20 protein-coding genes are annotated in these 25,085 nt (G+C 67.1%); 4 read left to right on the forward strand and 16 right to left on the reverse strand.

Features of this window, described 5'->3' with window-relative positions:
* Positions 1–123 precede the first annotated feature (123 nt).
* The 5 genes from ACTT2I_RS06770 to ACTT2I_RS06790 form a co-directional block, all read right to left on the reverse strand.
* On the reverse strand, positions 124–2,331 hold the full coding sequence (locus ACTT2I_RS06770) for a TonB-dependent receptor (RefSeq protein WP_421099488.1): 2,208 nt from the start codon (positions 2,329–2,331) through the stop codon (positions 124–126).
* A 512-nt stretch (positions 2,332–2,843) separates the two neighbouring features.
* A complete protein-coding gene (locus ACTT2I_RS06775) occupies positions 2,844–4,175 on the reverse strand; it encodes a peptide MFS transporter (protein ID WP_088434377.1) in 1,332 nt (443 codons plus the stop codon).
* A gap of 19 nt (positions 4,176–4,194) precedes the next feature.
* Positions 4,195–6,198: a serine hydrolase domain-containing protein gene (locus tag ACTT2I_RS06780; RefSeq protein WP_421099487.1), complete on the reverse strand. Its 2,004-nt coding sequence runs from the start codon at positions 6,196–6,198 to the stop codon at positions 4,195–4,197.
* The gene (locus ACTT2I_RS06785; protein WP_421099486.1) at positions 6,195–7,193 is read right to left on the reverse strand and encodes a dipeptide epimerase; all 999 of its coding nucleotides are present in this window, start codon (positions 7,191–7,193) and stop codon (positions 6,195–6,197) included. Before ACTT2I_RS06785 ends, ACTT2I_RS06780 begins: the two co-directional genes overlap by 4 nt.
* 33 nt (positions 7,194–7,226) lie before the next feature.
* Positions 7,227–9,212: a serine hydrolase domain-containing protein gene (locus ACTT2I_RS06790; protein WP_421099485.1), complete on the reverse strand. Its 1,986-nt coding sequence runs from the start codon at positions 9,210–9,212 to the stop codon at positions 7,227–7,229.
* Between the two features lie 279 nt (positions 9,213–9,491).
* Here ACTT2I_RS06790 and ACTT2I_RS06795 point away from each other — a divergent pair, with 279 nt between their 5' ends.
* The gene (locus tag ACTT2I_RS06795; RefSeq protein ID WP_293978379.1) at positions 9,492–10,127 is read left to right on the forward strand and encodes a helix-turn-helix domain-containing protein; all 636 of its coding nucleotides are present in this window, start codon (positions 9,492–9,494) and stop codon (positions 10,125–10,127) included.
* A gap of 13 nt (positions 10,128–10,140) precedes the next feature.
* On the opposite strand, the gene ACTT2I_RS06800 is transcribed toward ACTT2I_RS06795, so the two are convergent.
* From ACTT2I_RS06800 to ACTT2I_RS06815, 4 genes are all read right to left on the reverse strand, one after another.
* A complete protein-coding gene (locus tag ACTT2I_RS06800) occupies positions 10,141–13,260 on the reverse strand; it encodes a galactose-binding domain-containing protein (protein ID WP_421099484.1) in 3,120 nt (1,039 codons plus the stop codon).
* A gap of 105 nt (positions 13,261–13,365) precedes the next feature.
* Positions 13,366–14,259 (reverse strand): SDR family oxidoreductase, encoded by an 894-nt coding sequence (locus ACTT2I_RS06805; protein WP_421099483.1) that lies wholly within the window; start codon positions 14,257–14,259, stop codon positions 13,366–13,368.
* Between the two features lie 44 nt (positions 14,260–14,303).
* Positions 14,304–14,834, reverse strand: coding sequence for a hypothetical protein (locus ACTT2I_RS06810; protein ID WP_421099482.1), 531 nt, complete (start codon positions 14,832–14,834; stop codon positions 14,304–14,306).
* A gap of 10 nt (positions 14,835–14,844) precedes the next feature.
* Positions 14,845–15,582 (reverse strand): SDR family oxidoreductase, encoded by a 738-nt coding sequence (locus ACTT2I_RS06815; protein ID WP_421099481.1) that lies wholly within the window; start codon positions 15,580–15,582, stop codon positions 14,845–14,847.
* 113 nt (positions 15,583–15,695) lie between these two features.
* Here ACTT2I_RS06815 and ACTT2I_RS06820 point away from each other — a divergent pair, with 113 nt between their 5' ends.
* On the forward strand, positions 15,696–16,601 hold the full coding sequence (locus ACTT2I_RS06820) for a LysR family transcriptional regulator (protein WP_421099480.1): 906 nt from the start codon (positions 15,696–15,698) through the stop codon (positions 16,599–16,601).
* A gap of 167 nt (positions 16,602–16,768) precedes the next feature.
* The gene (locus ACTT2I_RS06825; RefSeq protein ID WP_421099479.1) at positions 16,769–17,797 is read left to right on the forward strand and encodes a phosphotransferase enzyme family protein; all 1,029 of its coding nucleotides are present in this window, start codon (positions 16,769–16,771) and stop codon (positions 17,795–17,797) included.
* 9 nt (positions 17,798–17,806) lie between these two features.
* Here the strand turns inward: ACTT2I_RS06825 and ACTT2I_RS06830 are convergent, their stop codons facing one another.
* Both ACTT2I_RS06830 and ACTT2I_RS06835 read right to left on the reverse strand, forming a co-directional pair.
* Positions 17,807–19,114, reverse strand: coding sequence for a type II toxin-antitoxin system HipA family toxin (locus ACTT2I_RS06830; protein WP_421099478.1), 1,308 nt, complete (start codon positions 19,112–19,114; stop codon positions 17,807–17,809).
* The gene (locus ACTT2I_RS06835) at positions 19,111–19,461 is read right to left on the reverse strand and encodes a helix-turn-helix domain-containing protein (RefSeq protein WP_443096815.1); all 351 of its coding nucleotides are present in this window, start codon (positions 19,459–19,461) and stop codon (positions 19,111–19,113) included. The genes ACTT2I_RS06830 and ACTT2I_RS06835 overlap by 4 nt, the downstream gene beginning before the upstream one ends.
* A gap of 328 nt (positions 19,462–19,789) precedes the next feature.
* On the opposite strand from ACTT2I_RS06835, the gene ACTT2I_RS06840 reads away from it, so the two are divergent.
* Positions 19,790–20,956, forward strand: a complete 1,167-nt coding sequence (locus ACTT2I_RS06840; RefSeq protein WP_293978365.1) for a nucleotide sugar dehydrogenase — start codon at positions 19,790–19,792, stop codon at positions 20,954–20,956.
* Positions 20,957–20,967: 11 nt separating this feature from the next.
* Here ACTT2I_RS06840 and ACTT2I_RS06845 read toward each other — a convergent pair whose 3' ends face one another.
* The 5 genes from ACTT2I_RS06845 to ACTT2I_RS06865 are packed head-to-tail and all read right to left on the reverse strand — an operon-like array spanning position 20,968 to position 25,061.
* Positions 20,968–21,855 carry a DMT family transporter gene (locus ACTT2I_RS06845; protein ID WP_088434391.1) on the reverse strand — a complete coding sequence of 296 codons (888 nt, stop codon included), beginning with the start codon at positions 21,853–21,855 and terminating at the stop codon, positions 20,968–20,970.
* A 32-nt stretch (positions 21,856–21,887) separates the two neighbouring features.
* On the reverse strand, positions 21,888–22,937 hold the full coding sequence (murB, locus tag ACTT2I_RS06850; RefSeq protein ID WP_172407570.1) for a UDP-N-acetylmuramate dehydrogenase: 1,050 nt from the start codon (positions 22,935–22,937) through the stop codon (positions 21,888–21,890).
* Positions 22,934–23,989 (reverse strand): quinone-dependent dihydroorotate dehydrogenase, encoded by a 1,056-nt coding sequence (locus ACTT2I_RS06855; RefSeq protein WP_421099477.1) that lies wholly within the window; start codon positions 23,987–23,989, stop codon positions 22,934–22,936. Before ACTT2I_RS06855 ends, murB begins: the two co-directional genes overlap by 4 nt.
* 9 nt (positions 23,990–23,998) lie before the next feature.
* Positions 23,999–24,769, reverse strand: coding sequence for a class I SAM-dependent methyltransferase (locus tag ACTT2I_RS06860; RefSeq protein ID WP_421099476.1), 771 nt, complete (start codon positions 24,767–24,769; stop codon positions 23,999–24,001).
* A gap of 7 nt (positions 24,770–24,776) precedes the next feature.
* The gene (locus ACTT2I_RS06865) at positions 24,777–25,061 is read right to left on the reverse strand and encodes a DUF4190 domain-containing protein (protein WP_088434394.1); all 285 of its coding nucleotides are present in this window, start codon (positions 25,059–25,061) and stop codon (positions 24,777–24,779) included.
* Positions 25,062–25,085: the final 24 nt, after the last annotated feature.

Here is a 25,085-nt window from a genome sequence, read left to right on the forward strand (position 1 = left end):
TGGTTGGGTATGTATATGTCCTAATCAGAGAATATGCAACCCAATCAGGATACTTCTTTAGTCTCTTTTCCGACGGTGTGCCGGGCGACGGCATGCGCGCCACCGGGCACGGTGCTGGGGCACTCAGTAGCGATAGTCGATCGACATGCCGATCGTGCGGGGCTGCAACGGCACCCCGGTCACCGCGACGTAGCGGTTGAGCGCGTCCCGCACCGAGCCGGTGGACACGTAGGCACGCTCATCCGTGGCATTGCGGGCGTACAGGCGGACCGTCCACGTCATGTTGGTCAGTTCGGCATGCAGGTCCAGCGCGTTGTAGCTGTCGATGTCGTACGCCCCGGCCACGCGCTCGCCGGTGACGCGATAGCCGGCACCGACCCGGCCCTGCCACTGGTCACTCACATCGAAGTCGTAATCGATGGTGCTCGACCAGCTCAGCCGCGGCGTCATCGGCATCCGGCTGCCCGAGACCAGGCCGCTGGAGGCCGGTACGTCACCGATCTTCGAATCGATGTAGGCGGCATTGAGGCCAAGCGTGAGGCGCTCGGCCGGGCGCACCATGAGGCTCAGTTCCGCACCCTGGCTGCGCGCGCTGCCGGCGTTGCCCATCCAGCTCAGGCCGTTCTCGGAGACGCGCACCTGGATGTCGTCCCAGTCGATCCGGAACAATGCCAGATCGATCATCGCGCGGCGGTCCCAGAAGTGCGATTTGAAGCCGAGCTCGAGGTTGTCCAGGGTATCGGCCTTGGTCATCGGCACCACGCCGGAGGTCGATACGTTCGGTCCCCCCGGGCGGTAGCCGGTGGCGTAGCGCGCATAGATCATCGCGCTGTCGTTGAGGTGCCAGCGCGAGGCCAGCTTCCACGTGGTCACGCTGTCATCGGCGGAGTCGGCCAGATCGATCGGCCGCGGGCCGTACAGCAGGCCGATGCTGTGCTGCTCGAAATCCTGCTGGTTGCGTGCGTGCCGCACGCCGGCGGAAACGTCGAAGCGCGGGCTGAACTTGTACGTGACGTCGGCGAAGATCGCCTGCTCGTCATAGGTGCCCGGCAGGCTGGCGGTGCCGGGATTGAACGGCAGCGGGATGCCGTTGGCATCGTAGGCACTGACCTGCTGGCGGTTGGTGTTTTTCTCGCCGGTGAAGAAGGTGCCCAGCAACCATTCAAAGCGTTCGTTCTCCTTGGAGCTGAGGCGGAATTCCTGGGTCCATTTGCGGGTGCCGAGGAACACATCGAACTGCGCCTGGCCGGCCGGGTACGGCGTCAGCAGCGGCCACGCCGCGCCGTAGACCAGCGTGGAATCCTGCACTTCGTCCATGCGCGTTTCAGAGAAGCTGGTGGCGGAGACGAAATCGACGTTGCCCAGATCCCAGTCCAGGATCGCCGAGTAGTAGTCGGTTTCCATTCGGTACGGCGTGGCGCGCTGCAGGATGCCTTCGAGCGGGCCGCGGATCGGTTCCAGCGTGGGATAGGTCAGGCCCACCGCGCTGGAATTGTCGGCATCCACGATCTGCGACAACGCCTGCACGCGCAGGTTGGCGGTGTCGCTGATGCGCCAGGTCAGCGCCAGGCGGGAGGCCAGCTGGTAATAGCCGTTGCTGTCCTTGGCGTCCTCGCCGGTGAGGTCGGGCTGATCCACATAGCCGGGTGTGCCCTGGCGCGACAGGCTGGCACGCAGGCCCAGCTTGCCTTCGATCAGCGGCACGTTGAACGAGGTGCGTACGCCGGTGCCGACATCGCCGGCTTCCTTGGTGGCATTGACGTCCATGCCGGCGCGGAACTCGAAGCCATCCGGATCGGCCGCCTTGGTGATGTACTTGAACAGCCCGCCCATCGAGCTGGCGCCATACAGGGTGCCCTGCGGGCCGCGCAGTACTTCCACGCTCTGGATGTCATAGGGCAGCAGATCCAGCGCGTAGGTGGTAGCGCGCTGCTTGTTGCTGCTCGGGCCGATCGGGGTGTCATCGATGTAGGTACCGATGATCGAACCGCCGCCGAGCGGTGCCACACCGCGCAGTGCCATGGTGGTCTGGCCCGGTGCGCCACCACTGTCCACCTGGAAGCCGGGCACGTAGGCGGCGAAGTCGTTCAAGCGGGTCGCACCAAACGCTTCGAGGCGCTCTTCGCTGATCACGCTGACGCCGGCGGCCACTTCCATGACGTTCTCGCTGCGCTTCTGCGCGGTGGCCACCACGCGATCGAGTTCGACGACATCGGGCGTGCTGCGGCTGCCATCGGCGTCCGCATCCTGGGCCATCGCCGTGGTGGCAAGGCCCATGCAGCACAGGGTGACGGTGGAGGCGAGGATCGAGCGTTTCATCGGCTTGCGCATGTGGCGGGCTCTCTGGAATCAGGAACGGGGTCAGGCAGGAAGAACGACGGCCGTGCACGGCGGGAACCACCGTGGTGGGGAGAGGACGCGCGCGCTGTCGAAGCCGCGCCGGGTTGGCACGTCGGTGAAGGGAGGGGGCGTGGGGGAATGAAGTGGCAGACGACGGGCGTTGGCAGGTGCCAGGCCGTGTTGCTGGCCAGCGGCGCGCGCGGCGCGGAGGCTGGCGGTCAGTGCAGCCGCGCGGCAAAACCGGCGGCGGGGGTCGTACGGAAACTGATCGGGCATTTCGACATCCCTACAAATCCTATGTAAGGAATATTTAGTCTGATCAGGTATATGTCAAGCGCAATCAGAAAACATCGTCCTATCAAGGACTATTGCGTCGCAGCATTTCGAGACTGTCCGGAGGCCGTGTTCGCCCGGTCGCGCGGTCCGTGCCGCGTACGCCGGAGAACGGGCCGCTATCGGCCGCCATCACCGCGGCGGCCGGCCTGCGGGCCAGCGTGGTGACGTCAACCCGCGCGCACGGCGCCGTCGGCCGGGGTGGCCTCGTGCTGTGCAGGTGCAGCATTGGCGGCGAGCAACGGTCGGGCACGTCGTTCCAGGCGCAGCAGCAGCATCGCAACAAGCATGCAGGTGCCGGCCATCAACGAGAAGAACACCGCGCTGGACAGCGTTGACCACAGCGTGCCGACCGCGCCGGCCAGCAGGTTGCCGCCGAACGAGGCCAGAAACCAGAACGCGATGATCGTGGCACCGAAGCCCACCGGCGCCAGGCGGGCGAACAGGCCCAGTCCCACCGGCAGGATGAAGAGCTCGCCGAAGGTGAAGATCACGAAGAACAGCGCGGCCCACAGCCAGCCGACCTTGGCCGACGGGTCACCGCCGAGCACCGCGACCAGGGCGAACGACAGCCCGACCACCGCGGCACCGATCGCCATCTTGGTCAGTGCAGCCGGCTCGCGGCCGTCGCGTGCCTGCCGTGTCCAGCGACGCACCAGCAATGGCGTGATCAGGAACACCAGCAGCGGATTGAGCGAGAAGAACCAGGTCATCGGCAGGGTGAAGTCCGCAGTGAGCACGCGGTCCACGCCGGTGTCGAGCCAGATCGCGATGGTGTTGCCGATCTGCTCGTAGGCCAGACGGAAGATCACGATCAAGCCGGCGATCATCGTCATCAGTTGCAGCAGCGGGCGATAGGCCGGCTGCCACAGGGCCGAGAACGGCAGTGTGGCGCGTTCGCTGCGCGGCGGATCCGGTGGCAGGTGGCGGCGGCCGGTGATGTAGATCACCAGGCCGAGCAGCATGCCGATGCCGGCGGCAGAGAAACCGACGTGCCAGCCATACACCTCACCCAGCGTGCCGCAGATCAGCGGGGCGAGGAACGCACCGAGGTTGATGCCCACGTAGTACACGTTGAACGCCGAGCCACGGCGCGGATCATCGCGCTGGTAGAGATCGCCGACCTGGCCGGGCAGGGTCGGCAGGAACAACCCGTTGCCGAGCACGATCGCCAGCAGGGCCGGATACAGCAGCGCATCGAAGGCCATCAGGAAATGGCCGAACGCCATGATCGCCCCGCCCAGGATCACGGCACGGCGCTTGCCCAGCCAGCGGTCGGCCAGCATGCCGCCGAATACCGGGCTGAGGTAGGCCAGCGCGGTGTACAGGCCATAGACCATCGAGGCCTGTTCCTGCGAGAACAGCAGCTGCTTGGTCATGTAATAGACCAGCAGCGCCCGCATGCCGTAGTAGGAGAATTTCTCCCACATCTCGGTGAGGAACAGGATGGTCAGGCCTGGCGGTTGCCCGAACCAGGCCTTGCGCGGTGCGTCGAGGGTCATCGGGCGGGGCGTCCGGGGGTCAGAGCTGCAGGCCGGTGCTGATCAGGCGCTGGGTGATGGCGACGAACGCCACCACCAGGCCTGCCAACGCGACCACCCAGGCGCCGTAACGACGCACGCGCGGCCAGCTGGCCGGCGCGCGGACGGCCACCCAGACCAGTGCGATGGCAGCGACAACGCTGAGCCAGGACAACGCCTGCACCAGGATCAACGGCCCGTTGGTGTACGAGGAAATGGCGCCCGGGCCAGCGATCGACTTCACATACAGCGCCCAGGCAACCACCGTGCCCAGCTGCGTGGTGACCGACAGCGTCTGCAGCCAGCGCAGGCCACGGGCCTCGAGCGGTGCGGTGGCGCCGTAGTAACGGCGCACGAACACGCCGCCGATGCGCAGGACGGCCGACAGCGTCAGCAGCCCCAGCGCGACGAACAGGGCAGGGCGCAGCCACGCCGGCGAGCGCCAGCCCGGGATCGGCTCGAAGCCGAACACCGAGGCGAACGGCCCGCCGGAGAAGTACACCGGCCGCCCATCCTTGACCTTCACTTCCAACAGGCCGCGGCCGTTTTCCTGCTGCCACAGCCAGGGGGACACTTCGCGCCAGCGCAGCAGCTGTCCGTTGAGGCCCTTCTGGCCATCGACGGTGATCGTGCCGTCCTCCTGCGGGTGCACGCGGATCGGTGCGAACAGCGTCAGCATGCGCAGATAGGAACTGTCCGAGCGGCGCGTGCTCTGCCAGCTCGTCCCGGCCAGCGCTGCGGCGTGCTCGCGCGCCATCGCCGCATCGACGCCCGGGCCGGCGCGTTCGATCGGCAGGGTCGGCAGGAAGTTCTCGACGAAGCGCTCCCACACCTGGGCGCGCAGCGCAGAACCAGCGGCATCACGCCCCACGCTGTTGGTGGACACGAAGACACCGATGTTGCGTTCCGGAATCATCCACAGCCACGAGTAGAAGAACAGCATCGTGCCGCCATGCGAGCGGGTGTCGTAGCCGCCGGTGTCCGAGGCCATCCAGCCCAGGGCCATGCGCGGCAGATGCGGCAGGATCGCCGGCTGCGGGGTCAGCATCTGCGCGTTGGTTTCCGCGCGCATGATGCGCTGGCCGTCCAGTTCGCCATGGTTGAGCGTGGCCATCATGAAACGGGACATCGCCGAACCGGAGGCGTACAGACCGCCCACGCCCGGCGCGGTGTTCTTCTCGGCCGGGTAGCTTTTGCCCGAACCCAGCAGATAGCCCTTGGCAGCGTGCGGCAGCAGTTCGGCCGGCAGCTTCTGTTCGAAGCTGGCGTACTGCATGTCCAGCGGCTGCAGGATGTGCTGCCTGGCGTAATCCTCAAAGCGCTGGCCGCTGACGCGTTCGACGATGTAGGAGGCGATGCCGGTGGCGTAGTTGGAATACGCCGGCGTGGTGCCGGGCGTGGAGATCTGGTTGGGCACCCACTCCTTGAGGTAGTTGTCGCGGTTGGCCGGATGGTCCGGACCCAGCACGATCAGGTAGCGCATGCGCTCTTCCAGACCGCTGGTGTGGGTCATGATCTGGCGCAGCGTGATCGGCTCACCCTTGGCCGGGACCTTGATGTCCAGGTAGGTGTTGATGTCGGCGTCCAGGTCCAGCTTGCCCTGTTCGACCAGCTGCATCACCGAGGTCCAGACGAACAGCTTGGAGATCGAGCCGGGGCGGAACAGGGTGGTCCTGGGATCCACCGGGGTGCGCTTTTCGACATCGGAAAAGCCGAAGCCGCGTTCGGTGACGACCTTGCCGTTCTCGACCACGGTGACCACGGCGCCGGCGAGATCGCCCTGGGCCATCAGGTAGGGCACCAAGCCATCCAGGAAGGTATCGACGCGGGCCGCATCCAAGGTGCCCGTGGCGGCCGGTGCGGGCGCGATGCGGTCAGTGGCCTCGGCAGCTGCCGGTGCCGGCGCCGGCGCAGCAACGGGCGTGGGCGCCTGCGCATGCAGCGGCGAGAACGCGGCGGTCGAGGCCAGCAGCAGGCCGGAGATGAGTGGGCGCAAGAGACTCATGCCTGCACTCCCTTGCCCCACACGGCGTCGTCGCAATGCACCAGTCCCTCGTCGTAACGCAGGCCCGGCACGCGGTCGTCGCGCAGGAACAACGGCCCATCCAGATCGACCACATCGCAATGCTGGCCCACGATGAAGGCCGGCCCCATCGCCCAGCTGCTGCCGATCATGTTGCCGACCATCACCTGCATGCCCAGCGAGCGTGCCTTGCCGACCATCGCCAGGCCTTCGGTAAGCCCACCGGCCTTGTCGAGCTTGATGTTGATGACGTCGAACAGACCCGCCAGCGCCTCAACTTCCGAAACGTCCTGCACGCTCTCGTCGGCAGCGAACGGCAGCGGCCGCGCAAAGCCCTTCAGCTCGGCTTCGCGGCCGCGCGGCAGCGGCTGTTCCAGCAGCTTGATGTCGTTCTCCAGCAGCACCGGGATCAGGGCATCGAGCGCATCCACCGTATAGCCCTGGTTGGCGTCCACGCCCATCCACACATCCGGGCGCACCTTGCGCACCGCGCGTACGCGCTCGATGTCGATATCCAGGTCGCCGCTGAGCTTGAGCTTGAGCGCCTTGGCAGGTGCGTAGCGTCCGGTCGCGATCGACTGCATCGTCGCCGGGTCATCGGCGCCGAGCGTCCACGTAGTCAGCAACGGACGCGTCTGCGACAGACCGGCCAGTGCCCAGGCAGGCTTGCCGGTGCGGCTGGCTTCCAGATCCCACAGGGCGCAGTCCAGTGCATTGCGCGCGCCGCCGCGCGGCAGCAGCTGCTGCAGCTCGGCGCGGGTGATGCCGGCTTCGATCCGCGCACGCAGCAGTTCCAGCGTGGCCAGCATCTGCTCGGGGGTGTCATCGAAGTAGTACACGCCACTGGCTTCGCCACGGCCGCGATGGCCGCCGTCTTCCAGTTCCACGCGCAGTACCGGGGCGTGTTCGAACACGTAGCCGCTGATCCGGAACGGGGCCAGCAACGCAAGCGAGTCGATCTGCAGGGTCAGTTTCACAGGGTGTCTCCAGCCCCGGAGCGGGGCTACGGGTCAGTAGTTGAGAGCGAAGTCGGCCAGGCCCATCAGGACCAGGGCGTAGGCAAGCACGCAGGCCGAGACCAGCAGCAGCACGGCCCACAGGCGCGCCAGCCAGCCGCGTCCGGCGCGGAAGGTCTGCACCAGATTCCAGGCGGTGGAACCGATGCCGCCGATGATCGCGATCACCGCGGCGATGCCCAGCCCGATCACGGCCGGATCCAGACGATCATCCAGGCGGGCGAAATCCGCCGACGCCCACGCCATCACCGCCATCCCTGCGGCAGGCACCAGCAGCATGAACCAGCACGCTGCGCGGCTGAGGCGATAGGCCAGCAGCGTCCTGCGCGGCCAGCCCAGCACACGGCCATGCCGACGGCGGACGAACGCGGCAATCGGCCACGCCAGCGCGGACAGCGCCAACACGGCCACCGCAGCGGTCAGCAGCGGCTTGAGCCACAGCGCGGAGCGATAGCCTTCCGCGCGCTGGAACACGTTGAACGGCGAGGAGGAATCCACCGCGAAGCCGACCGGCTGGCCGTCCTTGAGGATGGCGGCCAGGCGCAGTTCGCTGTTGCTCGCCCGCCATACCCACGGTGCGATCGGCTTGAAGGTGGTCGGCTGCCCATTGGGCTGCTTCAGGCGCGGCAGACGCAGGCTGCCATCCTCAAGAGCTTCCAGGCGCGTCTGGGTGAGAATGCCGGTGCGGCCGATACCGGTCTCGGCGCGGCGCGAATCGAGGTAGCTTGGCGCGGCCAGCAGACGTGCCTGCTGATTGGCGAGCGCGGCATCGACCACCGGTGCCGCGGCGGGGGCGCCAGCCGGGAAGTAACGGTCGGCGAAGTTCTCCAGCAGTTCACGCCGGATCGGACCGGTGATGCCATTGGCGCCGGCGCTGTTGAGCGAGACGAACAGGCCGACATCGTGGTCGCGGAACAGGAACAGCTGCGAGTGGAACGAGTAGGTGTCACCGGCGTGGGAGACCACACGCTGGCCGTTGACGTCGATCTCGTAGAACCCCAGCGCCATGGTGTTCAGGGGCGGCGCGAAACGGGTCTGCGGGGTCAGCATCAGCTGGCTGGTCGCCGCTTTCAGGATCGCAGTGTCATGGCCGCTGGCCGCACTCAGGTGCGCGATCATGAAACGCGCCATGTCGCTGCCGGTGGCCGACAGCGCACCGGCCGGCGCGGAGGGGGTGACTTCGAAGTCACGCGGCTTGCCCGAGCCCAGCGCATAGCCCTTGCTGACCACGGCGCGCAGCGCCGGCGGCAGCGGTTGGCGGAAGCTGGCGTGCTGCATCTGCAGCGGCACGAAGATGTGCTGCTCGACGTATTCGGCGAACGGCTGGCCCGAGACGCGCTCGACGATGTAGCCGGCCAGACTGGTGCCGTAGTTCGAATATGCCGGCACGGTACCCGGCGCGAAGATCTGCGCCGGAACGCGGCGCTTGAGGTACGGGCCCAGCTCGATGCCGCCGGCCTCGGCCACCGCCTCGCTGGTCCACATGTACTTGATGTTGGCCTCGAAGCCACCGGTGTGCGTCATCAGCTGCCGCAGCGTGATCGGCAGGCCGCGTTCGGGGACCTTGAAATCCAGGTACTGGTTGATGTCCGCGTCCAGATCCAGCTTGCCGGCTTCCACCAGCTGCATCACTGCGGTCCAGGTCATCAGCTTGGAGACCGACGCCATCCGGAACAGGGTGCGGTCCGGATCCACCGGCGTCTGCTTCTCCACATCGGAGACGCCGTAGCCACGACGGACCAGGATCTTGCCGTCCTTGACCACGGTGACCACCGCGCCGGCGATATCGCCCCGCGCGATGGCATACGGCATGAAGCCATCCAGCCAGGTGGTCGCATCGTCGGCGGTCAACCGGGCAACGGACCCGGCGCCGGCGGGCGGTGTCACCCCCTCGGGTGGGGACGGTGGCCGCTGTGCATCGGCCTGGAAGGACAGCAACAGCCCACAACACAACGCGACAAGCCCTGACAACGCACGCATGTGACGATCCCTTTAAAACCATCTCAATCAGACAACAATATTCCTGATTAGAGAATTGTCAATTGCGCGTGATCGTCGCTGGAGTGCGTCCCGTGGGGTCAATGTGAGGGTTGCAAGCCCGTGCAGACGCCGTTCGCCGGCCATTGGGAACGTTTTCAGGGCGCGGATGGTCGCGATAGGAGACGAACGCGACAAGAAACCATCCTGATCAGGATGACATTCATCTCCACGTAGTATCGTATCCACAACTTCACCAGCAATAGCCCAAAGGTCCTGTCGATGAGCCCCAAAAGCCCGACGCTCGGAACCCTGCTGCGCGGCCTGCGCACGCGCCAGGGTTGGACGCTCAAGGAAATGAGCGAACACACCGAAATCCCCCTGTCCACGTTGTCCAAGATCGAACACGATCGCCTGACGTTGACCTACGACAAGCTGCAGCACCTGGCGCAGCGCCTGAACCTGCGCATGTCCGACCTGTTTTCCGAGCCGGACTCGGACAGCGCGCCCAAGCCGGTCACCGCCCGGCGCAGCCTCGGCTCGCTGGACAAGGCGCTGCGGGTGCAGACCGACAACTACGACTACTACTACCTGTGCACGGAACTGCGCCGCAAGCGGATGATTCCGATCCTCACCAAGGTACGCGCCAAGACCACCGCCGAGTTCGGCGAGCTGGTCCGCCACCCGGGCGAGGAGTACGTGCACGTGATGGAAGGCCGCATCCAGGTCCACACCGAGTTCTACGATCCGGTGGTATTGGAGACCGGGCAGGGCATCTACATCGACAGCCAGATGGGCCACGCCTACATCGTCGATACCGGCTGCGAGGAAGCGGTGCTGCTGGCCGTGTGTGCCAGCGCGGACGAGGATCTGATGGAGTCGCTGATCACCCTGCATGAGCAGGAAGGCGGGGTCTGATCCTTTCCCAGCCTCACCACACCGCCTCCAGCCGACGGAACGGCTGGGTGAGCAGCACACCGCGCGCGTCGTAGTCAGTGACGTTGCGTCCATCCACCCGCACCGTGGTGGGGCGGGTGCGGCTCGGCCACCACACCCGCACCGCGGTGTCCTTGCGCAGCCCCTTGCCCAGCGTGACCTGCAGCGTTCCCTCACGCTGCCGGGCCTGCAGCGCCAGGATGCCATAGGCGGTCGGCAGGCGGTCCACCGCCAGCCCGTCGCCGGCCAACCACGACGGCGGGGTGCCCGGCAGCAGTGAAAGCGCGTCATCGTCCTCGCGCATCAGCATTCCGAACAGGGTGCGTCCGTATTCCGCGCCGATCCAGGTATGCGGCATGTCGCCGAGGTAGCGCGGGAAGCGCAGCCGCGAGTGCACCACCTCGGCCAACACCTGCCACTCCAGTGGCCGGCGGTCGTGCAGCAGGCCCTGCAGCAGTTCGTCGGCGGCCTCCGGTTGGTCCAGATGCACGTAGCTGAGTACGTTGCGGATTTCATACGGGGTGTAGGCGTACAACGCGCCCGGCTCACTGCGCCTGCGTACGTCCTGCAGGTAGCGTGCGAAGGTGGTCCGCAGTGCCTCCGCCGGCAGTACATCCTGCGCTCCGGTGGGATCGAGCGCGATCGATACGCCGGTCGGGTCCCCATCGCCCAGATCTGCCGAGGAGGGGATGAAGTCGATGCCTTTCCACGCCATCGTGGCGCGGATCGAGGCAGCCAGTGCGTCGTGCAGGGCGATGTACTGATCGCGCGCCCACGCCGCGGTTTCGTGATCGCCCAGCGACTCGGCCAACCATGCCCCGTCATGCCAGCCTTTGAGGCCCCAGTAGTCGTCCCAGTAGCTGTGCGTGGGCGATGGGTAGCCCTCGTGGCTGATCGACGGCGCCAGGATCCCGGCGAAGCGTTCGGGCGAGGGCTGGCTGGCCATGTAGCCAGGCACCAGCGTGCGCTCGCGCAGTTCCTGCAGGAAGCGCATCGCGGCTTTCACCTTGGGCAGGTAGGCGCGCACCGATTCCGGGCCGCCATCCAGCCGTGCCACATCCGCGACCAGGGTGATGTACTGGCCCTGGCTGTCGTACTCGATATCCGAACCGAAGCCGGTGTTGACGCTGCCGTCGTCGTTGAGGATCGGCGAGACCAGCCCATTGGCGTGCACGCCGTGCTCGCTGTACCAGGCCAGATAATCGCGGGCGACCTGGGATTCGCCCATGCGCAGCAGCACCGCCGAGGTGGCCATGCCGTCACGGATGAAGGAGCGGTTGTAATTGCGCGGGCCGGGCTGCATCGCCGGGCCGGTCTGGTTGATCAGCATGTAGGCGGCCTGCGCGCGCAGCATGTCCACCAGCGAGGGATCGGGCAGGCGCAGGCCGACCTGGCCCAGGCGCGCCTGCCAGTCGTCCGATGCACGTTTGGCCAGCGCGTCGTACGCGGCATCGGGTACGTGCGGGACGCCGGCCAGATCCAGCGGCGGGGCGTCGGGCAGCGCACCGTCCGTCGCAGAGGGTGCCGTGCCAAGCGGGAAGGCCACCACCACCGAGCGGCTGGCACCCGGTGCGAGCTGCATGCGGTAGGCCAGCGCCGCCGAGGCCAGGCCGTCACCGTCGCTTGCCTGTGTGGCGGTGGGCAGGGTGCCACTGGCGATCGCGGTGGTGATTTCACTGCTGCCGTCCGGGCCGAACGGTGCCGCGCCGGCAGCATCGACGGGCGTCAGGGACTGCAGCAGGGCGCGACCGTTGATGCGTACGCTTTGGCCCTCGATAGCGACCTCGCGGATCGGTGACAGGCCACCGTTCTGCCACGGCGGATTCATCTGCATCGGCCGCACCGCCAGTGTCAACGTGCCTTCGACGGGCGCGCTGCCGGTGTTGCGCAGGCGGTGACGCACGAAGGTCACCGGCTGTCCGTCGAGCTCGACGGCGAATGCCTCGCTCTGCAGTTCAAGCCCGGGGTGTGGCGACCACGTCGCCGAGGGCATCGGCTTCCAGCCATCGCGCAGCGCGTGCTGTACCGGTTGGTCGGCGGCGCCTGCGGCAACACCGTCGGCATTGCGCCAGATCGGCTGCACCAGCGGCGCGCCCTTGAAGGCCTCGATGTTGCCGTACTCATCGAAGATCGATTTCTGCCGGCCGGCATGGATGCCGACCGCAGTCCAGTAGGTCTGCTGCAGGTGCAGCGACGCCGGGAACAGCGCACGCTGCGCGCCGCTGGCGGCGATCTGGTAGCGCTTCATCGGCGTCATCACCGCCTTCGGCCCGAGCACGCGCAGACGGTCGACCTGTGGCGCGTCACCATCCACCGTCAGCCGCAGCGCCGTGGCGGTCACGGCGGCAGAACCGGCCAGCCAGCTCTGCTGGCGTGCGGCCGCCTGTGGATCGCGCGCAAGCTCCACCCAGCGCCCCTGCACATCACGCGCCTGCAGCCGTGCAGCGCCATGCGCCCCGGCCCAGTCCACCGCCAGGCCGGTGGTCGGGACCGCGCGTGGCAGCGCGATTTCCAGCGAGTGCGTACCGTCCTTGCCACGTGGAATCGGGACGGCGCTGCCGCCTTGCCACAGCGCGGCGGCCTGGGCTGCATCCACCCCGGCCACGCGCGCACTGGTGGCGCTGTCCAACGGCTCCAGTTCGAAGATCGACACGCCCCAGTCCGATGTGCGCTCCGGACTGGCCAGACGAAGGTAGCGGGCCTGGCGCGGCGCGAAGTAGAGCGTCTCGATACCGCCAAGCGAATCGCGCATGGTGTAGGCCGGTTGCCACTGCTGGCCGTCCAGTGAGGTCTGCAGGGTGTAGCCCTCGGGATTGGAAACGTCCCAGGTGATCTGCGCGCCGCTGAGCGTGCCCGGCGTGCCCAGGTCCACCTGGAACCAGTGGCCGGGGCTGAAGGCGCCTCCGGTGACCGTCGTCGGGTCGCCATCGATCAGGTGGCTGACCGCCATCGCCGGCACCTGCTGCGAGGAACTGCTGGCCTGCCACTGGCCGCGCGGCGGCAGGGTCCGGGCGGCAGCGCCGAGGCTCAGCACGAGGGCGGAGAAGAGCAGGGTGCCGGCCATGACGCGGCCTGGCCGGTACACCCCAATCGAACGGTCAGCATGCAGCCCCATCAATGCGCTCCTGATCTGAAACGACCCCGACGGCAGGGTGGAGGACACGCTATCAGGGGCTGTAACCGTTTACATGACGCGTCGCAATACTGAACCGGCGCAGGGTCAGGCCCGCGGTGAGAGCAGGTCGGCCAGACCGATGGTCCGATACATCTCGGTACGCATCCGGTCGGCCACCGCATTGACCACTTCAGCACCGTCCTGCGACGGATCCACATGCACGCGGAACGGGCGCCTGCCGTGCGGCAGGGCGACCACGCGTACGATCTCGCGCGCGACCTGCTCGGGGTCGGCATCGGCCGGCTCCAGGCTGGCCAGGCCCTGCAGTGCCTGCTGGGCAACGCCGGCGTACGGGCCGTTCTCGTACTCGGCGGTGATGGCCGTGTCGTCCGGCGTGCCCGAGTGCGCGAAGTGGTTGGTGCCCTGGGTGAACGCGCCGGGCACCATGATCGTGGTCTCGATCCCCCAGCGTGCCAGCTCGGTCGAGTAGGCCACGGCCAGGGCATCCATCGCGGCCTTCGCAGCGAAGTAGGGCGCCAGGAACGGTGGTGTGCCCCCACGCGTGGAGGACGATCCGACCCACAGCAGCAGTCCCCTGCCGCGCCCGCGCATGAAGGGCAGCGCGGCACGGTTGACCCGCTGCGTACCCAGCACGTTGACGTCGTACTGCTGCATCAGTTGCTCAGGCGTGAACGCTTCGGCCGGTCCGAACACCATGTGGCCAGCATTGTGGATGATCACATCGAGCGTGCCCGCCTCGGCGAGTACCTGTGCAATGGCAGCGTTGCTGGAGGCCTCGGACTGCACATCCAGTTCAACGGTGCGCAGGTCGGCGTGTTGCTGCGCCGCCCATGCGGCAATCTCGGCAACGCGCGTGGCATTGCGTCCGCTGACGTCGCGCATCGAGGCGTAGACGGTGTGGCCCGCCTGGGCCAGGGCTTTGGCGGTCATCAGGCCGAAGCCGGAGGATGCGCCAGTGACAACAATGGTGTGCGACATGGATTTCTCCTGATCGAAAGGGGGGCAGTACGGGAGGAGGACAACTACGGGATGAGAGGGCGTGTGCCGTCGCGCAGGCGCTGGTAGAGCGCGCGGCCTGCGTCCATGCGGGCGGTGAAGTCGAAGCCCTGTGCCAGCATCGCGTCCATGTCCTGCGCCGGAATCTGCATGACGTAGCTATGCGCGGTGGTGACCAGCTCGAACGGCTCCGGGCCGAGTTGCGTGGTGCTGAACCAGGTGCCCGGATCGGCATGCCCGCTGCGCAGCACCTGGCCGCGATAGCGCAGTTCCCAGCCGCCATCCAGCAGCACCCAGTAATCATCGCGGCCCTCGGCGGTGGCAGTGCCGAGGAGGGTCGTACCGGCGCCCACCTCCCATTCGCGCGAATGGTCGATCACGTGGCGCAGTTGCGCGGTGCTCAACGAGGCGAAGAACGGGGTGTGTCGCAGCAGGTGCAGATAGGTGATGGAGGGCTTCATGGCCGGATGTGGGCGGGGGGCGCGTGCTTCGCACGAGGCGGTCATGACGGTCGCGCACAGCAGGGGCAGCAGCACGGCGAGGTGGCGGGGCGACATGAGGGCGACCTCAGGCCACGCCGCCGTTGGCGCGCAGAATCTGGCCGTTGACCCAGCCGCCGTCCGGCCCGGCGAGGAATGCGACGACCCCCGCGATGTCGTCCGGCTGGCCGAGGCGTTCCAGCGGCGGCATCCGCGCGAAGGTGCTGATCTGCTCTTCGGTCTTGCCGTCGAGGAACAGGGCGGTCGCGACCGGGCCCGGGGCCACCGCGTTGACGGTGATCGCGCGGCCACGCAGCTCCTTGGCGAACACGTGGGTGAACGCTTCCACCGCGGCCTTGGTGCCGTTGTAGATCGCATAGCCCGGCAGATTCAGGGCCAGCGTGGTGCTGGACAGGTTGATGATGCGGCCGCCGTCGTTGAGGCGGGTCGCCGCCTCGCGCAGGGTGTTGAACACGCCCTGGGTGTTGATCGCGAAGTGCTGCAGATACTGCGCGTCGCTGGTCTGTGCGAGCGGGGCGGTCTTGAGGACGCCGGCGTTGTTGACCAGCACATCAATGCGGCCCAACTGCTGTTCGACAGTGGTGAACATCGCGCTGACTTGATCGGCCTGGGAGACGTCGGCCTGGATCGCGATGGCGGACGCACCGCTGCGGGTCAACTCGGCGACGAGCGCATCGGCCTCGGCGTTGTTGGAGGCGTAGTTCAGGGCGACGGCGAAGCCTTCGGCGGCCAAGCGGCGGGCGATGGCGGCGCCGATGCCGCGGGAGGCGCCGGTGATCAGAGCGACGCGGGAGGAGGTGGACATGGCGGGGTTTCCTTCAGTGGTGGGCACGGAAGGAAGGATGGATCATTCGGCAGCAGGGATAATCCTGCTAAAGTTGCGATCACAATCCCATTTGCATCAACAATAGGTCAACCATGGACCGCTTCCAGGAAATGCAGGTCTTCGTCCGGATCGCCGACCGCCAGAGTTTCACCCTGGCCGCCGAGGACCTGCAGATTCCGCGCGCTACGGTGACCAACCTGATCAAGCGGCTGGAGCAGCGCATCGGGGTGCGGCTGCTGGAACGCACCACCCGGCAGGTGCGCATGACCCACGATGGCGAGGCCTACTACCACCGCTGCGTGCGCCTGCTGACCGATCTGGAAGAGACCGAAAGCGCGTTCCGTGATGCCCCGCCCAAGGGGCTGCTGAGGGTCAATCTGCAGGGCACGCTGGCCCGGCACGTGGTGATGCCGGCCATGGGCGACTTCCTTGCACGCTATCCCGGCATCACCCTGCACGTGGGCGAGGACGACCGCCTGGTGGACCTGGTCCGCGAGGGCGTGGACTGCGTGCTGCGCGCGGGCGTTCTGCAGGATTCGTCGTTGATCGGCCGGCAGGTCGCGCTGCTGGAGCAGGTCACTGTCGCCAGCCCTGCGTACCTGGAGCGCGCAGGCGTGCCGAGCGGGCTGGACGATCTGGCGCAGCATTACGCGGTCGACTATGGCCCCGGTGGCGCACGCTCGGCAGGCCTGGATTTCCAGCGCGATGGTGAGGTGGTGGAACGGCAGCTGCAGTCGTGCATCTCGGTGACCGGCGCGGACCTGTACACCGGCGCAGCGCTCTCGGGGCTGGGCCTGATCCAGGTGCCGCGCTATCGCATCGCGCAGGCGCTTGCCGAGGATCAGCTGCGCATCGTGCTGGCGGATCACCCGCCACCGCCGATGCCGGTGTCCGTGCTCTATCCGCAGAACCGGCAGCTGTCCGCGCGTGTGCGCGTATTCGCACAGTGGCTGGCAGGGTTGTTCGAGCGTACCGCGGGCAGCGCAGCATCCCCCTGACAGCAGATCGTCATGCCACCGCCGCCGCGATCTGTTCGCGCAGCCCGCATCGGCCGAATGAGGCGACTACGCGGTAGCACGCGTTGTCGCTTTCGTGATGGACTGCGCTGGGCGGTACCGAATCGTTCTGCGATAGTCGCGATGTATACATCACGCGCGTTGGATTGATGCTCCATCCACAAGAGTTGTCCGCGGCGCAGATCAGCCAGGTGCTGGGTGAGGTGTTCGGCGTGCGTGCCAGCACGGTGCTGCAGCGCGCCGGTGGCGCGGATGCAGGCGCGACGGTGTATCAGGTGGCTGGCCCGGACGGCGCGCGCTGGTGGCTCAAATGCCGCCGCTATGCCGTGGATCCGGTGGTGTGGGAAGTACTGCACCACCTGCGTGAGCACGCCGGGTTGCGCGAGGTGATCGCACCGCTGCCGACGCGCGATGGGTCGGCGGCAGCGACCTGGGCCGGTCTGCAGTGGACCCTGTTTCCGTATGTCGAGGCGTTCTCCGGTTTCGAGGAAGCGCTCTCGCGCGGCCATTGGGAACGGCTCGGCCGGGTGCTGCGCCAGATCCACGACACCCGTCTGCCGGCGAGCCTGTCCGATGGCCTGCGCCGCCCTGGCTTCGACGACGACACCGCGGTGGAGCGGGTGGGCGCGTGGCTGCAGCGGGCGGATGCGCGGATACCGGTGCGCGATGCCCTGGGCGAGGAGTATCTGGCGTTGTGGTGTCGCCATCGCCAGCGGATCGAAACGGTCTGGCAACGGTGCCGCGAGTTGCGTGCAGGGATTGGTGAGGAACGATGCGTCCGCGTGCTGTGTCACGCCGATCTGCACGCGGGCAATGTGCTGGTCGGGCCGGGGGCCAACGTCTTTCTGATCGACTGGGACGAGATGGTGCTGGCGCCGCGCGAGCGCGATCTGATGTTCATCGGTGCGGGCATCGGCGGGCGCTGGGGGCGCGAGCAGCCGCCGGGCTTCGGCGAGGGCTATGGGTCGGTCGCGGTGGATCCGCTGCGGGTGGCGTACTACCGCCACTGGCGGATCCTGCAGGACCTGCAGGAATTCCATGACCTGCTGCTCGAGCCCGGCGCCACGGCGCGCCCACCTGCACAGCGGCGCCAGGCGCTGCGCTACATGGCCGGGCAGTTCGCGCCCGGCAATGTGGCCGATTGCGCGACCCGTGCCTGGCAGGCCGCGCAGGGCTGAGGCCGCGACTCAGCGAATGTCCGTACGCAGCGTGCCGCGGATCTGATCGCGCCAGCGCTCGGCGACGCCGGCCTCGTCGGCAAAGTGCGGCCAGCGCAGCACGCTTTGCCGGACCTGCTCAATGATGTCCCGGGCGCGGCGGGCATTGATCGAGGCCGTCGCGGCACAGGCGGCCAGGTCGGCCACGTCGAAACCTTCGCGCTTGGCGTTGATCGACATCTGGTGCCGGGCGGTCCAGTCGCCGTCCGGGTTGTACGCCCAGGTGATGTCGAACGCCGGGGACAGCGACCACTGGCCCTGCCGGTCCATCAGGTAGGCGATGTTCTTGACGTGGTCGTCCTGGTTGCGTGCGATCACGTTGAACACCATGCGCCGGAACTGTTCCTCCAGCTGCGCCATGGGCAGGCGCAACTGGCGCATGACCAGCAGGGCCTGCTCGTAGGAGTAGGCAGTGGGATCATTGAAGTCGAAGTGGGCCATCGCCGCCAACGACTGCATGTGGCGTTTGCCTCCTGCATCGGTCCGGTCGAAGCGCTGGGTCATGAAGTGGCGCCGGCCACCTTCTTCGAGCAGTCGGCACTGGCTGATCTGGATGCCTGCATCACGCGCCATCAGCGCGTAGGCGTACTCAACCACGCCGTAGCCCTTGGGGTCGGCCAGTTCCTTGTCGCGGTTGTTCTGCACGCCATCGAACTTGAGCAGCCAGTAGCTGAAGCCCGGCGCTGCCGCGGCCTGGCCCGATCGGACTTCGCCGGTGCCTTCGTTCCAGGCGATGACGGCCTTGGCCCGTGCGCCACCGGCCGAAGTGCCCACGCGCAGAATGTCCCGCAGCGCGTCGGCACGTTCTTCATCGCCGAACGAGGCGCGCAGGTTGTCGCGGTTGCTCAGCACCTCGGTAGCCAGCGCAACCAGCGCATCGATCTGGATTTTGTGGGCCGTCCGCACACGCGGACCATGCACGGGCGAGAACTCCAGCGCTCCCATGCCGCGCGTGCCGGTGTAGCAGAGCCGCTCTACCGCATTGAAGCTGTCCGGCGTGCGGCCCTGCGTGGCCAGCCACGCATTGATCAGGGTATTGCCGTACTTGTCCGGCAGGGCGTCGGCGAGCAGGCCGGGCAAACCATGGAAGCTGGCCGGGTTGAGGGAAGGGAAACCGTAGATCGGATCCGCCGCGAGCGGCATGGTCAGCGGGGCGACCTCAATGCCGGAGCGTGCGAATGCCGGGTCGTAGGCGAATTGCGCGGTCCGCTCGCCGTCTGCCAGCGTCACCGCGCCGATCCGGCTGCCCCACAGGCGCACCTCGGCCGTGGTGCTCATTGCTCATCGCCCCAGGTCCAGGGCTTGGCGGGTGCCGGCTCGGCCACCCCCGGTCGCGCACGCTGGCGCTGGTGGCCGTGGCGCTTCAGCAGATCGATCGGATTGGGGCCGTCGCTGGGCAGCATCACATCCAGCGCATCCAGCCTGCCGAGGGCACGCAGGCATCGGATCAGGTTGGCCAGCTGGGCGGGCGTGCCGTCTTCCAGCCGCTGCACCGTGCGCTTGGAGACACCCGCAGCATCGGCCAGCTGCTCCTGGGTGATGCCTTGCGAGAGCCGCAGGCGGGCTAGACGTTGCCCCAGCTCCGCCAGGACAGCGTCGTCCGTCATCAGATGTGTGATCGTCATAAGGTGACCCTCCTGACGCTTTGTATCGCACTATTGCGATAAAGCGTCAAGTGTGGCTATTTATGAAGTTCATATGAAATTTATTCAACTGGACATATATGACGCTTTATAGGGAATTATTTCGATAACGCGTCAGAAATGGCGCTTAACGACATTCGTCTGTTCGTCAGGCGGGGCGGCCTTGAGGGCGTGAGACAGGGACGCAGGGCACAGGCTGGGGCGGGTTAGCAGGACGCTTCCGCAACGGCGTTGACCTGGTCCGGCGTCCACTCTGCGGCGTTTGCTAAAATTCCCGGCTCACTCTGGACGCTGTAGAAGAAGGACCTCCATGAAGATCGCCGTTGCCGGTACCGGCTACGTGGGCCTCTCCAACGCGGTGCTGCTCGCGCAGCATCACGAGGTGGTGGCACTGGATATCGATCCGGCCAAGGTGGCGATGATCAATGCCCGCCAGTCGCCCATCGAAGATGCCGAGATCGAGGATTTCCTCGCCAATCGCGCGCTGAACCTCACCGCCACACTGGATCCGGCGCAGGCCTATCAAGGGGCAGACTTCGTCATCGTCGCCACGCCGACCGATTACGATCCCACGTCGAACTACTTCAACACCGGTTCGGTGGAGGCGGTGATCGCCGATGTGCTGCGGATCAACCCGTCCGCTGTCATCGTGATCAAGTCGACCGTACCGGTGGGTTGCACGCAGGCGCTGCGGGCCAAGTTCGGGACGGACACGCTGCTGTTCTCGCCGGAATTCCTCCGTGAAGGCCGCGCGCTGCATGACAACCTGCATCCGAGCCGGATCATCGTCGGCGAGCGTTCGGAGCGCGCGGCGGTGTTTGCCGCGCTGCTGAAAGAAGGCGCGATCAAGAAGGATGTGCCGGTGCTGTTCACCGACGCGACCGAGGCCGAGGCGATCAAGCTGTTCTCCAACACCTACCTGGCGATGCGGGTGGCCTACTTCAACGAACTGGATACGTACGCCAGCTCGCACGGGCTGGACACGCGGCAGATGATCGAAGGCGTCAGCCTGGACCCGCGCATCGGCGGCCATTACAACAACCCGTCCTTCGGCTATGGCGGCTACTGCCTGCCCAAGGATACGAAGCAGCTTCTGGCCAACTACAGCAAGGTGCCGCAGAACCTGATCCACGCCATCGTCGAGTCCAACCGCACCCGCAAGGATTTCATCGCCGATGACATCGTGGCGCGCAACCCGAAGGTGGTGGGCATCTACCGGCTGGTGATGAAGGCCGGCTCGGACAACTTCCGTGCCTCGGCGGTGCAGGGCGTGATGAAGCGGATCAAGGCGAAGGGCATCGAGGTCATCGTGCACGAGCCGGTGCTCACCGAGGCGACGTTCTACCGCTCCCGCGTGGTGAACGATTTCGCCGCGTTCCTGGCCGAGGCGGACATCATCGTCGCCAACCGGCTGACGCCCGAGCTGGAGGGCGTGGCGCACAAGGTCTACACCCGCGATCTGTTCGGCTCGGATTGATTCCCCGGGGGCTATTCCCCCGGTTTGGCTGCCGCCGTCGCGGCCTGTGATTTCGCCCGCCGTGCCAGCACTGCTTCGCGGTGGGCGATGTAGGCATTCGCGCCGAGGATGATGCCGGCGCCGATCACGGTCCAGCGGTCCAGCGTTTCATTGAACAGCAGCCAGCCCAGCAGGCTCACCAAGGGCAGCTGCATGAAGCTGATCGGGGTCAGCGCGGACACCTCGCCCAGGCGCAGGGCGCGGGTCCACAGCAGCTGGCCCAGCGTGCCGAGCACACCGGTGGCCACCAGCCAGACCCACGCCAGGCCGGTCGGCCAGACCCACACGAACAGCGCAGGCACCAGCGACAGCGGCACCCAGAACACATAGGTGTAGAACACCACGGTATCGGCGCTGTCCACGCGGGTGAGCTGCTTGATCTGGATCGCCACCAGCGAGCTCAGTACCGCTGCGCCCACCGCGACCAGGGTGCCGGGGGTGAAGCTGGTCGAGCCCGGGCGCACGATGATCAGCACGCCGATGAAGCCGATGATCACCGCCGCCCAGCGGCGCATGCGCACGGTTTCGCCCAGCCACAGCACGGCAGCGATGGTGACGAACAGCGGGGTGGAGTAGGAGAGCGAGATGGCTTGTGAGATCGGCAGGTGGCCGATCGCCCAGAACGCACACAGCATCGAGGCCAGCCCGATCGCACTGCGCAGGAAGTAGCGCGGCAACTGCTGCGTCTTCAGCGGCGCGCTGCCCGGCCGGATCAGCATCGGCAGCAGCGCCAGCAGGCCGAAGGCGTTGCGGAAGAATGCCACTTCCTGGGTCGGCACGTAGCGGGTGGCGTAGCGGATCGCGATCGCCATCAGGCCGAAGGCCAGGGTACTGCCGAGCATCAACAGGGCGGCCCGCAATGGAGTGGCCACCGGTAACGCAGGGGCGGGGTTCACCACTGGGCGCCGATCAGCCTCGGTTCCGGTTCGATCGGCACGCCGAACTTCTCCAGGACCGAGGCGGAGATCCGCCGCGCCAGCGCGAGCAGTTCCTCTCCGGTGGCCTGGCCGTGGTTCACGAGCACCAACGCATGGCTCGGCGCCACGCCGGCATCGCCATCGCGGTAGCCCTTCCAGCCGCAGCTCTCGATCATCCAGGCGGCGGAAATCTTGCGGCGACTGTCATCGTCGGCCGGGAACACCGGCAGCTCGGGGAAGTGCTGCAGCAATACCTCCACCTGCTCCAAGGGCAGGATCGGGTTCTTGAAGAAGCTGCCCGCGTTGCCGAGCACGTCCGGATCGGGCAGCTTGCGGCGGCGGATGTTGATCACCGCGTTGGCCACATCGGCAGCCACCGGCAGCTCTACGCCCATTGCCTCCATTTCCTCGGCGATCCCGGCATAGCCCAGGCGCAGGCCATGCAGCAGCGGCAGCCGCAGCTCGATCGCGGTGATCAGGTAACGGTCCGGATCGTGCTTGAAGATGCTGTCGCGGTAAGCGAACTGGCAGCCTTCGGCGTCGAAGCGCACCCAGTCGTTTTCGTGTCGGTCCCAGGCATCCACCGCCTGGATGAACTCGCCGACCTGCGCGCCGTACGCGCCGATGTTCTGGATCGGCGAGGCGCCGGCGGTACCCGGAATCAAGGCCAGGTTTTCCAGACCGGACAGGCCGTTCTGCAGCGACCACATCACCAGGCCATGCCAGTTCACGCCGGCACCGGCGCGCACGATGGTGTGGTCGGCGCGGTGTTCCAGGATCTCGATGCCGCGGTTGGCGAACACCAGCACGGTGCCTTCCACGTTGTCGGCGATCAGCACATTGCTGCCGCTACCCAGCACCAGCAGCGGCTGGTCGGCGACGCGCGGCAGCGCCAGCACCTCCGGCAGCACGGCGGGGTCGAACACCTCCAGCAGCTGCGCGGCGGTGGCGTCGACGTGGAAGGTGTTGAGCGCCTTCAGCGAGGCGTTCTCGGTAATGGACCAGGCAGTCATGGCGTCGTTCACAGCGGTGCCACCGCGCCACGGCTGGGCGCCTCTCTGCGGCGGCGGATCGCCTCCACGCACTCGTGCACCAGCTCCGGGCCACGAAAGATCAGGCCGCTGTAGCACTGCACCAGGGCGGCGCCGGCGGCCATCTTGGCCACCGCGTCCGCGCCGGATTGGATGCCGCCCACGCCGATCAACGGCATCGACTCGGGCAGGCGCGCGCGCAGGCGGCGCAGCACCAGGGTCGACTGGCCCAGCAACGGCGCGCCGGACAAGCCGCCGGCTTCGTTCGCGCGCGCGTCACCGGCCACCGCACTGCGGTCGATGGTGGTGTTGGTGGCGATCACGCCGTCCACTTTGAGCTCACCAAGCACACGCGCGGCAGCATCGATATCGCGGTCGCTCAGATCCGGAGCGACCTTGACCAGCATCGGCACGCGCTTGCCGTGCTTGGCGGCCAGGCTTTCCTGGCTCTCGCGCAGCTGCGAAATCAGCTGGCGCAGCGCGGTCTCTTCCTGCAGCTCGCGCAGGCCGGCGGTGTTCGGCGAAGAGATGTTGACGGTGATGTAATCGGCCAGCGGATACACCTTCTGCAGGCAGTGCTGGTAATCGTCGAACGCCTGCTCGTTGGGCGTGTCCTTGTTCTTGCCGATGTTGATGCCGAGCAGCCCGCTGCGGCGCTTGGCGCGTTCGACATTGCGGACCAGCGCATCCACGCCCAGGTTGTTGAAGCCCATGCGGTTGATGATGGCCTGGTGGTCCGGCAGCCGGAACAGGCGCGGCTTCGGGTTGCCCGCCTGCGGGCGCGGGGTGATCGTGCCGATCTCCACGAAGCCGAAGCCCAGTGCCAGCAGCGCATCGATGTGCTCGCCGTTCTTGTCCAGGCCGGCAGCCAGGCCCACCGGATTCGGGAAACTCAGTCCGAACGCGTTGGTCGGCAGCGGGTCGATGCGGCGGCCCATCAGCGGCGTGGTGCCGGTGCGATAGGCCAGGTCCAGCGCGCTCAGGCCAAGGCCGTGGGCGCGTTCTGCATCAAGGGCGAACAGGAAGGGGCGGGCAAACGAGTACATGGCGTTCAATCAGTCCAGCGTGCCGACAAAGGCACGGGTTTGGTATTCAAAGGCGATCTGGCCGTCCACCGCGTGGGCGTCGAACAGCTGTTGCAGTGCCTCCAGCATCGGCGCGTGGCGCGGGTGACCGGCCTGCGGGGCATACGAGGAGGAAAGCAGGCGGCCACGCAGGCCCTCCAGGTCCATCCGCTGCACGTTCGGCAGGCGGGCCATGCCGCGCAGGCCCTCGCCGAACCATGCGCGCATGGTGTCATCGTCCTGGTAGCGCTCGGCCACCTCGACGTAGTCGGTGCCGAACTCCTGCAGCAGCTGCTCATAGCCGATCAGGAACGGCGAGGCGTCGAGCAGACGCGAATTCCAGAACACCAGCGCCATGCCTTCGGGCTGCAGGATGCGCGCCCATTCGCGGCGCACTGCGGTGGTATCGAACCAGTGGAAGGCCTGCGCGGCGGCGACCAGACCCACGCTGTCGTCGGCCAGGCCGGTCGCCTCGGCGGTGCCGTCGGCGACCTTCAGGCGCAGATAGTCCGGTGCCAGCAGCTGCTCGGCCGCTTCGCGCATTGCTGCGTTCGGCTCCACCGCGATGACCGGGTGGCCGGCGGCCAGGAACAGCCGGGTGGAAATGCCGGTGCCGGCGCCGATGTCGGCGACCAGGGTCTCGGTGGGTACACCGATGTCCTGGTGCAGCCAGTCCAGCAATGCCGGGGGATAGTCGGGACGGTAGCGGACGTAGTCGGCAACCCGACTGCTGAAGCGTTCGGTCGAATCCGAGCGGCTCATGTGCACCTCACGATTGGGTAGCGGCAAACCAGGCCAGTCCGCCGAAGAACAACAGAATCACCACCAAGGCGAGCAGGCTGCCGATCACGATGATCCAGCCCAGGATCAGCCCGGCCAGCGCCATGCCATCGCCTTCCAGTTCCAGCGGGCGGCGGCGGATCTCGGCGCGGGCCAGGTGGCCGGTGACGATCGCCGCGATGCTGCCGATGAAGGGCAGGGCGGTCCAGCCGAGGATGCCCATGATCAGGCTGACCACGGCCATGGCACTGGTTTGTCGGGGCGGAAGGCTCATGCAGGTCCTGGTCGCGGTGGGGTG

This window comes from Stenotrophomonas sp. PUT21, from assembly GCF_052232875.1.
Classification (GTDB): domain Bacteria; phylum Pseudomonadota; class Gammaproteobacteria; order Xanthomonadales; family Xanthomonadaceae; genus Stenotrophomonas; species Stenotrophomonas maltophilia_N.

Excerpts from the sequence above, each read along its gene's own strand:
- ACTT2I_RS06770 (WP_421099488.1), bottom strand. The coding sequence starts at position 2,331 with ATGCGCAAGCCGATGAAACGCTCGATCCTCGCCTCCACCGTCACCCTG.
- ACTT2I_RS06775 (WP_088434377.1), bottom strand. The coding sequence starts at position 4,175 with ATGACCCTCGACGCACCGCGCAAGGCCTGGTTCGGGCAACCGCCAGGC.
- ACTT2I_RS06780 (WP_421099487.1), bottom strand. The coding sequence starts at position 6,198 with ATGAGTCTCTTGCGCCCACTCATCTCCGGCCTGCTGCTGGCCTCGACC.
- ACTT2I_RS06790 (WP_421099485.1), bottom strand. The coding sequence starts at position 9,212 with ATGCGTGCGTTGTCAGGGCTTGTCGCGTTGTGTTGTGGGCTGTTGCTG.
- ACTT2I_RS06795 (WP_293978379.1), top strand. The coding sequence starts at position 9,492 with ATGAGCCCCAAAAGCCCGACGCTCGGAACCCTGCTGCGCGGCCTGCGC.
- ACTT2I_RS06800 (WP_421099484.1), bottom strand. The coding sequence starts at position 13,260 with ATGGGGCTGCATGCTGACCGTTCGATTGGGGTGTACCGGCCAGGCCGC.
- ACTT2I_RS06805 (WP_421099483.1), bottom strand. The coding sequence starts at position 14,259 with ATGTCGCACACCATTGTTGTCACTGGCGCATCCTCCGGCTTCGGCCTG.
- ACTT2I_RS06810 (WP_421099482.1), bottom strand. The coding sequence starts at position 14,834 with ATGTCGCCCCGCCACCTCGCCGTGCTGCTGCCCCTGCTGTGCGCGACC.
- ACTT2I_RS06815 (WP_421099481.1), bottom strand. The coding sequence starts at position 15,582 with ATGTCCACCTCCTCCCGCGTCGCTCTGATCACCGGCGCCTCCCGCGGC.
- ACTT2I_RS06820 (WP_421099480.1), top strand. The coding sequence starts at position 15,696 with ATGGACCGCTTCCAGGAAATGCAGGTCTTCGTCCGGATCGCCGACCGC.
- ACTT2I_RS06825 (WP_421099479.1), top strand. The coding sequence starts at position 16,769 with ATGCTCCATCCACAAGAGTTGTCCGCGGCGCAGATCAGCCAGGTGCTG.
- ACTT2I_RS06830 (WP_421099478.1), bottom strand. The coding sequence starts at position 19,114 with ATGAGCACCACGGCCGAGGTGCGCCTGTGGGGCAGCCGGATCGGCGCG.
- ACTT2I_RS06835 (WP_443096815.1), bottom strand. The coding sequence starts at position 19,461 with ATGACGATCACACATCTGATGACGGACGACGCTGTCCTGGCGGAGCTG.
- ACTT2I_RS06840 (WP_293978365.1), top strand. The coding sequence starts at position 19,790 with ATGAAGATCGCCGTTGCCGGTACCGGCTACGTGGGCCTCTCCAACGCG.
- ACTT2I_RS06855 (WP_421099477.1), bottom strand. The coding sequence starts at position 23,989 with ATGTACTCGTTTGCCCGCCCCTTCCTGTTCGCCCTTGATGCAGAACGC.
- ACTT2I_RS06860 (WP_421099476.1), bottom strand. The coding sequence starts at position 24,769 with ATGAGCCGCTCGGATTCGACCGAACGCTTCAGCAGTCGGGTTGCCGAC.
- ACTT2I_RS06865 (WP_088434394.1), bottom strand. The coding sequence starts at position 25,061 with ATGAGCCTTCCGCCCCGACAAACCAGTGCCATGGCCGTGGTCAGCCTG.